This is a genomic window from Paenibacillus sinopodophylli, assembly GCF_005930355.1.
Classification (GTDB): Bacteria; Bacillota; Bacilli; order Paenibacillales; family Paenibacillaceae; genus Pristimantibacillus; species Pristimantibacillus sinopodophylli.
Genome location: NZ_VDBO01000007.1, coordinates 123,356 through 137,671 on the forward strand (window position 1 = coordinate 123,356; position 14,316 = coordinate 137,671).

Consider the following 14,316-nt stretch of genomic DNA (forward strand, 5'->3'; position numbering starts at 1 on the left):
GTTCGAACTCGCTCCTACTCCATTCCGACTCCTTAAGGGCAGATATGCGCTTACAGCTTCCGTTCGAGCTCATTCCTACTCCATTCCGTCTCCATAAGCGCTTATCTGCGCTTACAGCCATCGTTTTTAGCTTCGCATCATTTTCTCTTAGCTAAGAAGAACTGCCTAACGGCGTCCTTTTAATAGACGCCATCGTTTCGTCGAAATGTATATCTAAAGTAAAGCAAATTTATATACTTTCCTATATTTGAAAAAAAGGATGACACCAGTTGAAGCTGGCATCATCCTTTTCCTTATCTTGCTATGTTCAGGGCTTAACCGCCCGATCGTAGAGTTTATGCTGATTGCCCCAAGCGATTTGCAGGGAACGGGTATACTTTGGAGCGATCATTCGCCTTGTCTGCAGCCAGGCTTTCATTCCTCGCATTCGTTAGCTCCATAAACCATGTCTCATCCCATGTATCCAATGCCAAGTCGATTGAATTCTGAAAAACTTGGGCATCATTTAGAGTAATGTCGGATACGTTTTTGAGCCAAGATGAACGAACAGCAACGATTCTGCCAACGACTTCCTCATTATCCGATTTCACAACATTTACAGTGACGAATCCTTGCAAAATATCGATCGTTTCCACAAATCCGTGGATAAGCTCGCCGTCTTTCGTTTTGCCTTGCACCCAATCGCTTATGTTGAATTTCATCTTCCAACACCACCTATCCCCATTTGTAAGAGCACGCGCAAACTGTACCTGTTATTAGTACACTTACGATTAAAAAGCAGACGCAGCATTGATTTCATCTAACGTCTTCGTTTCACTTCTTACTGTAAGTTTAGTAGTTACAGTTGCCTTTGTCAAGTGCATGGCTCCTATTTGGGCGTGATGCCGGTCTTCAGCTTAGAAGGCGGCTAGCTCCATCCCCAGAAGAAGCCATCTCGTTCCCAAGCCGCTTTGCCCTTATGAAGCTTGCGGAATATCTTCTTTACTTCTTTATCGATTGATTGATTGCCATGCTCATTCACATAGATAAACGATTCGCCGAAATGGTTCTTTATATACGCCACGGCCTCGCCTTGATGCAATATTCCTTTTTCCTTCAGCTCAACCAACATCCATTCTGCAACTTCCGCGGCGGTATGGGACATTACGTTCACTCCTCTGCTTGGATAAACGTTGTAACTATAGCATACTTCTACCTCTTTCATCAATAAAGCCCGTTCCGCTTTCATTGACAGTCCTTTGCGCAAACTTTATTATTATATTTATCACAATTTAATTTTGCTAAATTTAGAGATGATGATAGGCATACTTCCCGGCAGTCTCAACATTGAACGGAGGATAACAACATGGACAACCAAGATGTTTTGAAACTAGATAATCAAATTTGCTTTGCATTCTACGCTTGTTCACGCGAAATCACGAAACTATACCGGCCCATGCTGGAAAAAATAGATCTTACTTACACGCAATACGTCACGATGCTTGCATTGTGGGAGGAGGATCATGTAACGGTTACCGCACTAGGCAATAAGCTGTACTTGGATTCGGGTACATTAACACCACTCCTCAAGAAACTCGAAGCAGCAGGACATCTGACACGCACCCGCGACCGCAATGACGAGCGCAGCGTGATTGTCGAGCTGACCGAGCAAGGCAGAGCACTTAGAGAGCAAGCTATCGAATTCCCTTACCAGCTCGCTTGCAAACTCGACGGTACACCTGAAGAAGCAGCAGGACTGCTTACGATCATGCATCAATTCCTGCAAAAGATGCAGCAGAGCAACACGAAAGAGTAACAAATCGATATCCGCCACTACTAGCAAAATAGGAGGAAAAACCGATGAATCCATCTATTCTCCGGCCATTTGGCCCAACGAATCTGCACTTATCTCCGCTCGGACTAGGCTGCTGGCAATTCAGCAACGGTAAAGGGCTGGTCGGGAAGTTCTGGCCTATTCTACAGGGCAGTCTCATTAATGACATCGTGAGAACGAGCTACGAGGGCGGGATCAACTGGTTCGACACAGCAGAAATTTACGGCAATGGGCAGTCTGAGCTATTGCTTGCACGCGCATTGAGAGAGACGATTCCTTCGGATCAAGACACTTATATTGCTACCAAGTGGTGGCCGCTATTCCGGACAGCAAGCAGCATCAGCAGCACAATTGAAGAGCGCATACGATTGCTCGAAGGCAGGACAATTCATCTGCATCAGGTTCACCAGCCCTTTTCCCTGTCTTCGGTAAGCAGTGAGATGAAGGAAATGGCTAAGCTCGCATCCGCAGGCAAAATCCAGCATGTTGGCGTAAGCAATTTCTCCGCTAAGCAAATGCTCGAAGCTGACCGCGTATTGCGTGAGCATGGTCTGCGACTTGCGTCTAATCAAGTGAAATACAGCCTTCTCGACCGACGCATCGAGCATAACGGCGTTCTGGAAACCGCTCAGGAGCTTGGATGCGCCATTATTGCGTATTCACCACTCGAACAGGGTATTCTAAGCGGGAAATTCCATCATGATGCAGCGCTTGTCAAAGCGATTAAGGGACCGCGCAAATGGAGCCCCGCCTTCCAAGCAAAGGGCCTGAATCGATCAAGACCGCTGATCGATTTGCTTGAGCAAATTGCGGTAGGCTACGACGCTACTGCAACACAAGTCGCGCTCAACTGGCTTATACATGCTCATGGTCATACTGTGTTCGCCATCCCAGGCGCTTCCAAAGTCCATCACGCCGAGCAGAATGTAAAGGCCATGCGATTCATCTTGTCAGCCGATGAGATTACAGAAATAAGTGAAGTATCGCATTTCGCAGCGGCAAAATAATGACAGATAACCGAATACGGAATCGAACCGTTCGCGTACAGCTATCAGCTCCTCGATTCAAAGCTGTGAGGGAAGGGTATATGGAGATGTAACCTCATATTGGCTTAGAAGCGAGAGGAGGGCTCACCCATGACGGTGACCATCGGTATTTTTGAGAAGGAAGAACACGTCCTGGAAGCGATCAAACTGTTTCAAGCAGCACGAGAAGACAAGCAAAGCCTGCAAATTATTGTGAAAAATAAGGAGGCTGCACCGCAGCTATCCAGCCAAACCAGTATTCCAGTCGACGAGGTCTATGACATTCGTGAGGCTGGGGAGCCGAATGGCGAGCGAATCATCGCACCGCTGGCCGCTGGCGGCTATGTTGCCGGAAGCGCAGGTGTAGTAGGCGGAAGCCCTGCTGGCATTGTTACAGGCGCATTCGATTTAGACAACGACACGCGAACCAAAAACGTGCTGCAAAGTATTGGCGTTCCTGATAAACACGCCGACACTGCTGAAAATGCCATTGAGCAGGGACAATACCTACTGTCGACTGACACGGAATTCGAGGAAAAAGCCAAAGCTTTGCTCATCCAAGCTGGCGCAATTGATATCATCGTATAAATTTCATAGCATGCATAATGGAGGCTGCCGCATACTTTCGCGGGCAGCCTCCTTTTCAATTGACAGCTTTCTTTATATTGTGTACAATTAAATTACAAAAAACTTAAATCGAAAGTTATTGGAGGTTTTATTATGTCCTTATACGATATCGAAGTAAAAACGATTAGAGGAGAATCCCAAACACTAGCCCCTCATAAAGGCAAGGTGATGCTCATCGTGAATACGGCTACCAAATGCGGCTTCGCCAACCAGTTCAAGGGTCTCCAAAAGCTTCATGAAACCTATAAAGATCAAGGCCTGTCCGTACTAGGATTTCCATCCTCACAATTTGCCAATCAAGAACTGAGCGAAGACAGCAAGGTAGCTGAGGCTTGCGAAATCAATTTCGGTGTAACTTTCCCGCTATATGCCAAAATCGACGTAAACGGCAGCACCGCTCATCCCCTATTCCAACATCTAACCAATGAAGCTCGCGGCTTCCTTGGCTCGCGGTCAATTAAGTGGAACTTCACGAAGTTTCTAGTCGATCAGAACGGGAAAGTATTGAAGCGATTCGGCTCCAAGGATACACCCGAGCAAATCGATAAACACATCCAGAAGCTGCTCAAAACACCTACACTTGCATAATCCATTAAAGAGGCCGCTCTAAAGGAAATAACACCTTTAGAACAGCCTCTTTTTCTATATATGATCAACCAATAAATTGTTGGGTCCAGTAATAATTATTCATTCCGATCCCAATGTACTTGAACGAGCTGCTCAGCATATTTTTCAAATGACCTGGGCTATCCTCCCATCCGTTAGTTACCAACGTCGCCGTACGATAACCATAGGCAATGTTCTCGCCCGCGGCACTATAGTCGATCCCGAATTGATCCATCATTTCGAAAGGGCTTCCATACGTAGGAGAGGTATGATCGAAATATTGATTATCATTCATATCCTTCGACTTCACACGAGCAACCTTGCTCAGTGATACATCTAAACCGAGGGGTACCTTCGCTCCTCTCTTCTCTCGCACAACGTTCGTCAGGAAAAAGACCTCCAGCTCCTCCTGCTGCATCTCCTTTAAATCTCCACGCAGCGTATACTCAGGAAAAGAAACGGTCGTCGCAGTCACCCCTGCCTGCTTTAAGCCAGCTTGAAGGGTATTCTCCTTCCATGATACCGAATAACCCAGAAACTCTCCGCTAGCACGAAGCGGTATATAGACACGATTGTTGATCATTCGAGTCGGAACATCCACCTTAACTACCTTTGATGAAACAGCCCCATTGGACGTCGTCAGCGTACGACCTACAAACGGAGATCCGACTGTCATTTCAACGTACACGATGACCTTGTCCGTATCCTTCGAATAATCTACGGTTACAAGCTGCTGCTTGCTATTCCAGTCAACCTTGGCGCCCATCCCCTCCAGAACAGCCCTTAACGGAACAAGCACCCGACCTTCCATCTGTACAGGCTTAGCATCCTGAAATACAACCGCTTTATTATTGACTGTAACCTTAATTTCACTTGTGCTGCTTGCCGCACTTGCTTGCTCAGGCGCCGTTGCAATACTCCCAAGCCATAGAACAGGTAGTAGAATGAAAGCTGCCAAAAAGATAGATATTTTTTTATAAGTACTAAATGATGTGCGATTCATAGCATGCGTTCCTCCAATATAATCCAGTTATTTCATATCATAAAATAGAATATATCATATTATCGTATACGGAGCATGATACAAATGCACTTATTATTCATATTTTCAGGTGAATTCTCAGGTTCTTCATTTGTCAGCCAAACGGTAAATCACTTCGTCAATACACAAGTTCTGCTCCGTCCTCGCTTCCATATCCTTCAGACGTACCAGCCCCTCGTTCCACTCCGATTCACCCAGCAGAAGAGCATAACGAATGCCGCTGCCCGCTACTGAAGCCAGTATGTTCTTCAGCTTCCTTCCACTCGTATCAAGCTTCACCCGAATACCGCCGGCACGCAGCTCAGCTGCAGTCTGCAGCACTTCTAAAGCCGTTACACCGATGGGAATAAGCACGATTGCTGCAGATGACTTTTCTACCTCCAAACTCTCAAGCAGCGCCATGATAGACTCCATACCGAACGAGAGACCCGCCGCACTATAATCAACATCATTTTTGCCTACCAGTTCTCCAATAATGCCATCATAACGTCCGCCTCCGCCAAGACTAGAAGTGAAGCTGCTGGAAGCATCGAATATTTCGTATACCGTTCCCGTGTAGAAGGATAGCCCTCGCGAGAGGAAGGGATCAAAAACACAAACACGTTCCAAACCAAGTTTAAGCAGCATATTTCGAACGGCTAATACCTCCAACGCCCCTTCGCTGTTCTGCAGCCCGTATTTATTCATCAACAGTTCCAAGGTCGGCTCCTCTAGCTCAATCAGCGCCATAATGCCGCTTATTACGGCATCGCCAAGCCCTTTATCCACTAACTCCTGCTTCACGCCGATTACTCCAACTTTCGCGAGCTTATCTAAAGTCAGCATCACTGACAGCATATCCTCGGCCGGAATTTCGATAGCAGCCATCATTTCACCTAAGAAGCGACGATTATTCCATTTGAGCTCAATCTCGATATCAAGTGTCCGAAATACATCAATAGCCAATTGCATAAGCTCAACCTCCGCCTCCGGCCCCTCCACTCCCACAACATCCACATCACATTGCAAAAACTCACGCAGCCGCCCGCGCTTTACCGGGCCGTCCCGAAACACCTTTCCCATCTCGTATCGCTTGAATGGCAATTCAATACTCGGATTTAGAGCAATCACTTTCGCGAACGGAATCGTCAGATCATATCGCAACCCCAATCGCCGTTCACGCCTATCCGTCAACTGATACATCTCCTTTACAATTTCATCGCCGCCCGCGTATTTCGAAGTCAAGAATGCAAGATCGGTCAGCTCAGTTGTAACCATTTCATCGAAATCATAGAGCTCGAACTTCTCGCGAAGCGTCGCTTGAATCTTCCTTCTTAACGCCTGCTCTTTGCCAAAAAAATCATAGGTTCCCTTTACTTTTTGCATCACGATCATTCCTCTCTAAGTAAATAGAATAAAAAAAACGCGCAGGACCCCATGGTCCTGCGCGCATCGTATGCAGCAGGGGGGGCCAACGCGAGAAGCGCTAGCCCGCCCTGATTGTTGATCAGGTGTGCTAACGCTTAATGAAATGATGAAGCTGGTTGAATGAACATGTATACATGAAGCTCCACCCCTTTGACTGAATTAAAGTGATTATAGCGAATTGCCAAGCGTCGCGCAACAACTTCTTTTCTTACGTATTATGAGATCTTGTTATCCCATCTCATTTGTGATATCGTAACTTTCAAAGCGAAACGGCTATTGCCAAAAAAATAATGTAGAACGTTAATGAACGGGATAGTATACCATGACGAACAGTCAAAGCGAGCCGGGTTAGTGGAAGCCGGTACGTCTCTCATGGAGGAATCGGGCCCAGGAAATGGTTTGCTGAACGATGAACAGTAAGCAAATCCGGTCAATGACCGTTATCAAAATCGAGTGGTTAAACGATTCGTTTAGCACTTTAGAGTGGCACCACGGGACCTGTTCAGGCTCTCGTCTCTTTACATAGAGACGGGAGCCTTTTTGTGTTTTTTACAGCTTTCACATTTCGCATATTACAACGAAAGGAGTTTGTTGACATGAAAAAATATAAAAATTTGATTGCCAAAGAAATATCATCCTTATTAGAGAATGTTACAGAGCAGCAAATTGCAGCGTTAATCGAATATCCGCCTAATTCCGAGATGGGGGACTTGTCATTTCCGTGCTTTAAGCTAAGTAAAACGCTTCGTAAAGCCCCTCAAGTGATTGCTGATGAATTGAAATGGTCTCTCCAATTGGATGCCATCGAACGAATGGAGTCGGCAGCTGGATATCTGAATTTTTTCATAGATAAGGTTCGTTTTGCTGATTATGTGATTAAAAGCATCCTGACTCTAGGTGATCAATACGGGTCTCAGAATGTCGGAAACGATAAGACCGTTGTTATTGATTATTCTTCACCGAACATAGCGAAACCCTTTCACGTAGCCCATCTGAGATCCACAGTCATTGGCAATGCGTTATATCGTATTTATTCATTTCTAGGCTATACATGTATTGGAATCAATCATCTTGGTGATTGGGGTACACAGTTCGGCAAATTAATCGTCGCTTACCACTTGTGGGGCAACTCGGATGAGATAGAAAAAGGCGGGATTGATGAACTACTTCGTCTATATGTTAAATTTCACGATGAAGCAGAGCATAATCCGGTGCTTGAAGATCAAGCACGTGCATGGTTCGTTAAATTAGAACAAGACGATAAAGAGGCACTACGCTTATGGCGCTGGTTCGTTGATATTAGCATAAAGGAATTTAAACGTATCTATCAGTTGCTTGGCGTTCACTTTGATTCCTACACCGGAGAAAGCTTCTATAACGATAAAATGGAGGCAGCTATCGGACAATTAAGGGATAAAGGTTTGCTAGAAGAAGACCAAGGTGCCTCGCTGGTAAGGTTAGATGCTTATGAAATGCCGCCTGCCTTAATCCTTAAAAAGGATGGCAGTTCTTTGTATCATACTCGTGATATAACCGCTGCACTTTATAGAAAAGATGCCTATGACTTTGAGAAGGCCATTTATGTGACCGATTACGCGCAAAATCTTCATTTTCAACAGTGGTTTAAGGTTGTCGAGCTGTTGGGTTATGAATGGTCAAATGATCTTGTCCATGTTGCCTTCGGTCGAGTAAGTCTGGAAGGTACGAGTCTATCTACACGTAAAGGCAATATTATTAAACTGGAAGATGTATTACAGCAATCTATTGCTAAGACAAAAGCCATCATGGAGGCTAGAAATGCAAACATCGAAAATATGGACGAAATCGCAAGGCAGGTCGGCGTTGGAGCTGTCATTTTTAACGATCTGAGTTCAAGTCGTATCAAGGATATCGTCTTCTCTTGGAAAGAAGTACTTAACTTTGAAGGAGAAACAGGACCTTATCTACAATACACACATGCACGCGCATCAAGCATTCTGACAAAAGCAATGAGTCAATTTGGGATGTCGATTAATGATTCGCTAGTTGAGCCTGCCCACCTTATTAATGACTCGTCCATACATTTGTTAAAAGAACTGTCTATGTTCGGTGAGCGTATCGAATGGGCCATGCAGAAGTCGGAACCCTCTATCATTAGCAGATATCTTATTGATCTTGCGCAAGCATTTAATCGTTTTTATCATGAATGTCCGATCCTCGTGGAAAACGCGTCTGTACGAGAGGCACGTCTTGCTTTAGTCAAATGCGTTAAGACCACATTGGTCAACGGATTACGTTTGATTGGTTTGGAAGCGCCAGAGAAAATATAAATGATTGGTTGAACTGGTCCCTAAGCCGAGTTGGTCTAGCTTGGTTATTCCCAAATCTAGATTCCTATATTTTAGGGTGCGTGCTAAGATGGTTGTAAAAATAACGAAGAAGTAGGAGATTACATGAGGCCCATTCGAAATTCTGCTAAAGCAGTAATCATTCAAAATGAAAAAATTTTATTAACAAAAAATCAGGATGACTTGGGCTTCTTTTATTTGTTCCCTGGAGGTGGGCAAGACCACGGTGAAGAACTAAAAGATGCTGTTAAGAGAGAGTGTTTAGAAGAGCTTGGAGAAGAAGTTAAAGTAAGTGAACTGGTCTACGTACGCGAGTACATTGGTAAAAACCATGAGTTCGCACAGTGGGATTCAGATTTGCACCAAGTCGAATTTTACTTTAACTGCTCATTAACGTCAGAAGAGCCTACATTCTTGAAAGCTACGAATCCTGATAAGGACCAGGTCGGCGTTGAATGGATTGAAATTAAGAAGCTTGAAGAAATAAGGCTATACCCAAAAACACTTAATAAAATGATTAATCAATCTGATATTAACATTCATTATCTAGGTGATGTAAGTTAACGATTTAACACACGGGCACTATAGCTTAACAATCATTAGATCAAGGCTGCCGGAATGAACCGGCAGCCTCTTTGAGCTAACTGGCAGGTTTGTTCAATAACTTCGCGAATACTTAAAAATTGATAATTTTCGCGAAGTTTGTAAATACACTGTTAGCCGAAACTTCCTAGGTCAAGATCCTATGGGTAAACCCTAAAAGCCAGAGCATCTAAGGCCAAGTTCGGATATGGGCATAAGAAGATCAAGACACATTCGGTGGTAACTCTAAGAAGAGGAAGCATCGGCTAACATCGCAATCACGCTTCGGGCTACGCCCTCGAAGTTGAGAAGCCAGGTAGTAGATTCAGCCGGACACATCCGACTCCGTCGGACGTCGAGAATTCAAGAACGTTAGCCGAAAGAATTTCTTACATGTTTAGGAGGAGTCTATATGATATTAGAAAAAGTTATAAATAGAATTGTAATACAAAGTGAATATAAGGATTTTGTTGATAAATATAAAGATAATATAATTACCGAATTTAAAGGTAAGATTCATAGCATTTATATGTGTGGCTCGATTCCAAAAGGAACTGCTAAACCTTTTAAGTCAGATGCAGACTTTACTATTGTATGTGTAAATCCCAAAGATATTGATTACGAAAGATTGTCAAATATTAAAGACAATCTTTTGGAAGAATATCCAGTAGTAACTAAGATTGATACGATAATTTGCTCGATTGACGATGTATTAAGTAAACCGAATGAGTGGGGTTTTGGATTAAGATAATTTGTGTTTGCATATATGGCCCTGACATTGGTGAAAGAGTGCCACCGATAATTGCTTCTCCAGAGTTCATTTTGGACTTAAATACAGAGACCAAGGAGGAAGTAGATCGTATACATAATTTACTTTCTAATGCTAGTGATAACACAATGAAAACTAGATATATTAAAGGTTATTCTAAGAGATTAATTCGTGCATTATACTCTTTGGTTTTAGAAGATACAGGTGTATGGCAAGATGACATTATTAAGATGAAAAATGCCATATTAGACTATTGTGAGATTGACTCCGCTTTAGTTGATTATCTGTATGATTGTTACTTGGATAGTCATATACGTGTAGAAGAGTTTCTGGGAATTGCAGATGAAGTATATAGCTATTTTGAGAAATCCTTAAATACAATGGCTGCTTCCAGAACTTCCTTCGGCTAACACCGCATTCACGCTTCGGGCTATTCGGCCTTCGGTCCTGTTAAACTAACGTAAGAACTATAGTTTAACAAGCATCAGAATGAGACTACCAAAATGCAACGACGGCCTCGTTGAAAAGAGAAACGTTAGTGTAATAACGCTCATAATGAGCAGGTGCTGCGATGCCTGCTCTTTTTATTGAAGCTCACAGAATAAAATTTCTAATAAAGGGGATTATGCTTTGAATTTTAAATTAGTTGACTTACACAATCATCTAAACGACTTAAAAGAATTAGAAAGCACATCATATTACGAATTTCTGAAGGTACCTTCAATGAGTATAGGGCTCTATAAACTGGGTAAAGGGGAAACGGATAAACAACAGCCGCATACAGAAGATGAGATATACATAGTAATTGAAGGTAAATCTTCGTTTCAGAATGGGGATATCCTTTCAGATGTCAGTAAAGGCGATATCATATTTGTAGAAGCTTACAAAGAACATAAATTTTTTGATATAACGGAAGACCTGACTACCCTGGTCGTTTTTTCACCAGCAGAACACTCAAATAAATAAGCAGTACAAGCTAACGTGGGTTTGTTGAAATAAGGCGAAACACTAGTTCAACAATACAGCGGCGGCCTATGTCTTAATTTTCTTCTGACATCGAACCGCCTCAGAGCTACTCCTTAGCTGCCTTATTAATCCTCATTCGGTCGTATACGAGTAGAATAACGATTAATAAAACAAGAGAAGCGTAGCTTTCAGCCATATTCATCAGATGAGAAGAGCCCTCGTCAAAAACAACGACAAACAGCCCGTTGCCAGAGGCAAGCTCCGGAACTCCGAAAAACAGACTATGAACAAAGCTAACTCCCGTTCCGATACCTGCACTCATCCAGATCGAGTTTGTACGCAGCAGCACATAGCCGAGCGATAGCCCGAGCACTGCCGAAGCGAGCGCTTGTGAAGCATTGAATTCGGTCAACCATACGTCGTCCAGTGCATAAATAACGGCAGCTAGCAGCACTAGAAATACACTGTGGATTTTACCCTTCAGATGTGCGAACACATATCCTCTGACGACTAGCTCGTTCATCAGCGAGACAAAAATTGCAACGGAGAACGCCTTTGCCAAGAAAGCCGCAGCAGCAGGCATGGCAAGCATCTCGCCAACTTGAAAAACTCCAAGCTTCGCCATATAAACATACAGCGCACCCGATAGGCAAGCACCAAACAAGATGCCGATCCGCATATTTCTTTTCCAGCCATAATGCCCCGTCAATCCAAGCGCCCCCACTCCTCTGAGGCCGGTCAGTTTCGCTACCCAGTGGACCAGCACCATGAACGCGCATACGTATAACATGAAGGACAAGGCCCGGTTAACCTCGAACAGCCTTGGTACGAGATTCATATATAGATTAATGATAAGGAAACCCATCAGGCCGAATAACATCTTCATATCATAAACCCTCTCTATGGCTATAGTGAGCAGCTAGACTTCCCATTCACACACCCGTGTCCGTGTATCCAATCCGATATTCTGTCCTATTCCAGCTTATTCTCCAGCTTGTTTACCTATTCCAAAAGGCTAAGATGCCCATTACAAATCGTTCACTTTCCGCAAGACCATTTTTTACACAAATGTTTACATCCTTCACTTGTAAGCGTTTACAAATAAAGCTACTTTATTAGTGAGATCCATATGCATGCTGTGCCTTGCCGCAAATAAGTACATTCACCTGTCGGCTGAGGATCATCTATCTCTTATGGGAGGGATTTAACAATGCGTACAGCTTCAAAAAGATTACTCTCTATGGTCATCATGTGTTTACTTATCGTTCTAACTTATGCAGGAATCAGGTCTGAGCAAGCAGTTGCAGCGAGCGTCAGCATTACGAATGGCACAGAATGGCTGGATACAGCGGGTAATCCGATCGACGCTCACAGCGGCAATATTCTAAAGGTCGGCTCCACGTATTACATGTATGGCGAGAAAGCGGTCAATTGGACGTTCGACAGAGTGAATGTGTACACCTCTACCGATTTGAAAAACTGGACACTCGGCAACAGCATTTTGACCAAAACCTCTGCTCCAGAACTGAATTCTAGCAAAATCGAGCGTCCAAAAGTCATTTACAACGCAGCCACAGGTCAATATGTGCTGTGGATGCACTATGAGAACGGCACCGATTATTCGCTCGGCCGTGTAGCTGTAGCGACAAGCAGCACGCCTGACGGCAATTTCACGTACCAAGGAAGCTTCCGTCCTCTGAACTACGAGTCACGGGATATGACCGTCTTCGTCGATACGGATGGTACCGGCTACTTGGTTACCGCATCGAAGAAAAACGGAGGCACTAATGATACGATGGCTATCTTTCAGTTGAATAGCAGCTATACGAATGTGCAATCCTTTGTAGGCTGGGTATTCGAGAACGGCTATCGCGAAGCTCCTGCCGTCGTTAAGAAGAACAACACTTACTATTTATTCACCTCACAAGCATCAGGCTGGTATCCGAATCAAGGCAGTTATGCTACCGCTTCCACCATGACAGGCTCGTGGTCGGCGCTTTCCCCCTTCGGAGACCCCGCCGCCTACGGCTCTCAAATTCACAGTATCGCAACGATTACTGGCAGCAGCACGACCTCATATATGTATATGGGCGACCGCTGGAACCCTCTTAATCTAAGCGACCATCATTATATTTGGCTGCCACTTACGTTAAACGATGCAAGCGCGTCTGCCTCGCTGAATTGGTACAGCTCGTGGAGCATTGACGCAGCCACAGGTTCCGTGACACTGCCGTCATTAGTGAACCATGCGCAAGGAAAGACGGCGACAGCCAGTTCAACGGGCACCAGCTCCTCAGCCGCGAATGCCAATGACGGTAATGCCCAGACCAGTTGGGCCGCTTCGAGCAGCTCTTGGCCAGCATGGTCGCAGGTTGACTTCGGTGCTCCAAAAACGATTACTGAAGTCGATATCTCCTGGTTCATGTACAAAGGCTCCGAGGCTTATTACAAATACAAAATCGAGGTGAGCAACGACGGCGTCAACTATTCGGCAATTGACCGAACGGGCAACACCAGCTACGGCTTTACGACCGATGCCGTCCGCTTCACTGCCCGCTACGTACGCATCAACCTCGTGAATGCCGTACTCTTCAACAATCCGAACAACTGGTATACGCCAACCGTACATGAAGTCAGGCTGCTCGGACCAGCTAACGCCGACGCAACCGGATACAGCAGGCTTGAATCGCATAATTTCTCCACACGCTATATCCGGCACTACAATTACATCGCACGTATCGACGAGAACGTCTCTCCCGCCTTGGACTCCCAGTTCCGCATCGTGCCCGGACTTGCCAGCTCATCTGGTGTTTCCTTCGAATCAATCAATCTACCCGGCTACTATTTAGCACGCAACGCCAGCAATCAGATTATACTGCAGCCATACGCAGGCAGCACCATCTTCAAAGCTGACGCAACCTTCAATCAGGTTGCCGGCTGGGCCGACAACACCAAAGTATCCTATGAATCATACAGCCAGCCCGGCTCCTTCATCCGCCACTATAATTACGTGCTTCAGCTATCCGCCGTCAATGTATCTAGCTCCGCAACACTGAAGAGTGACGCAACCTTCAGGCGCTACAATTACTAGATATTCCAAAACCCCGGAAGCAACGGCTCATGCCGATGCTTCCGGGGTTTTTCAACTTCAC

The 14,316-nt window shown here is 44.8% G+C and carries 13 protein-coding genes, 1 pseudogene and 1 other annotated feature; of the genes and pseudogenes, 9 read left to right on the plus strand and 5 right to left on the minus strand.

Annotation, left to right across the window (positions count from 1 at the left end):
• Positions 1–335 precede the first annotated feature (335 nt).
• Together FGT79_RS21960 and FGT79_RS21965 are read right to left on the minus strand one after the other, a co-directional pair.
• Positions 336–701 (minus strand): hypothetical protein, encoded by a 366-nt coding sequence (locus tag FGT79_RS21960; protein WP_138754987.1) that lies wholly within the window; start codon positions 699–701, stop codon positions 336–338.
• Between the two features lie 206 nt (positions 702–907).
• Complete coding sequence (locus tag FGT79_RS21965) at positions 908–1,144, minus strand: DUF6953 family protein (protein WP_138754988.1); 237 nt, start codon at positions 1,142–1,144, stop codon at positions 908–910.
• A gap of 201 nt (positions 1,145–1,345) precedes the next feature.
• Here FGT79_RS21965 and FGT79_RS21970 point away from each other — a divergent pair, with 201 nt between their 5' ends.
• The 4 genes from FGT79_RS21970 (at position 1,346) to FGT79_RS21985 (ending at position 4,053) form a co-directional block, all read left to right on the plus strand.
• Positions 1,346–1,795, plus strand: a complete 450-nt coding sequence (locus FGT79_RS21970; protein WP_138754989.1) for a MarR family winged helix-turn-helix transcriptional regulator — start codon at positions 1,346–1,348, stop codon at positions 1,793–1,795.
• Between the two features lie 44 nt (positions 1,796–1,839).
• The gene (locus FGT79_RS21975; protein ID WP_138754990.1) at positions 1,840–2,820 is read left to right on the plus strand and encodes an aldo/keto reductase; all 981 of its coding nucleotides are present in this window, start codon (positions 1,840–1,842) and stop codon (positions 2,818–2,820) included.
• A 129-nt stretch (positions 2,821–2,949) separates the two neighbouring features.
• A complete protein-coding gene (locus FGT79_RS21980; RefSeq protein ID WP_138754991.1) occupies positions 2,950–3,426 on the plus strand; it encodes a general stress protein in 477 nt (158 codons plus the stop codon).
• 132 nt (positions 3,427–3,558) lie between these two features.
• Positions 3,559–4,053, plus strand: coding sequence for a glutathione peroxidase (locus FGT79_RS21985; protein WP_138754992.1), 495 nt, complete (start codon positions 3,559–3,561; stop codon positions 4,051–4,053).
• A gap of 64 nt (positions 4,054–4,117) precedes the next feature.
• Here FGT79_RS21985 and FGT79_RS31990 read toward each other — a convergent pair whose 3' ends face one another.
• Together FGT79_RS31990 and hisS are read right to left on the minus strand one after the other, a co-directional pair.
• A complete protein-coding gene (locus FGT79_RS31990) occupies positions 4,118–5,074 on the minus strand; it encodes a stalk domain-containing protein (protein WP_246096548.1) in 957 nt (318 codons plus the stop codon).
• A 126-nt stretch (positions 5,075–5,200) separates the two neighbouring features.
• Positions 5,201–6,478, minus strand: coding sequence for a histidine--tRNA ligase (gene hisS, locus FGT79_RS21995; RefSeq protein WP_138755067.1), 1,278 nt, complete (start codon positions 6,476–6,478; stop codon positions 5,201–5,203).
• Positions 6,479–6,814: 336 nt separating this feature from the next.
• Positions 6,815–7,041 (plus strand) — a binding site (T-box leader).
• Positions 7,042–7,116: 75 nt separating this feature from the next.
• On the opposite strand from hisS, the gene argS reads away from it, so the two are divergent.
• The 4 genes and pseudogenes from argS to FGT79_RS22015 all read left to right on the plus strand — a co-directional run bounded on the left by argS (position 7,117) and on the right by FGT79_RS22015 (position 11,164).
• On the plus strand, positions 7,117–8,829 hold the full coding sequence (argS, locus tag FGT79_RS22000; RefSeq protein ID WP_138754993.1) for an arginine--tRNA ligase: 1,713 nt from the start codon (positions 7,117–7,119) through the stop codon (positions 8,827–8,829).
• A gap of 123 nt (positions 8,830–8,952) precedes the next feature.
• Complete coding sequence (locus FGT79_RS22005) at positions 8,953–9,411, plus strand: NUDIX domain-containing protein (RefSeq protein WP_138754994.1); 459 nt, start codon at positions 8,953–8,955, stop codon at positions 9,409–9,411.
• Between the two features lie 430 nt (positions 9,412–9,841).
• A pseudogene (locus FGT79_RS22010) lies at positions 9,842–10,608 on the plus strand (nucleotidyltransferase domain-containing protein).
• Positions 10,609–10,828: 220 nt separating this feature from the next.
• A complete protein-coding gene (locus tag FGT79_RS22015) occupies positions 10,829–11,164 on the plus strand; it encodes a cupin domain-containing protein (RefSeq protein ID WP_138754995.1) in 336 nt (111 codons plus the stop codon).
• 106 nt (positions 11,165–11,270) lie between these two features.
• On the opposite strand, the gene FGT79_RS22020 is transcribed toward FGT79_RS22015, so the two are convergent.
• Positions 11,271–12,050 carry a CPBP family intramembrane glutamic endopeptidase gene (locus FGT79_RS22020; protein ID WP_138754996.1) on the minus strand — a complete coding sequence of 260 codons (780 nt, stop codon included), beginning with the start codon at positions 12,048–12,050 and terminating at the stop codon, positions 11,271–11,273.
• Positions 12,051–12,413: 363 nt separating this feature from the next.
• On the opposite strand from FGT79_RS22020, the gene FGT79_RS22025 reads away from it, so the two are divergent.
• Positions 12,414–14,255, plus strand: a complete 1,842-nt coding sequence (locus FGT79_RS22025) for an AbfB domain-containing protein (RefSeq protein WP_246096558.1) — start codon at positions 12,414–12,416, stop codon at positions 14,253–14,255.
• The last annotated feature ends 61 nt before the right edge of the window (positions 14,256–14,316 follow it).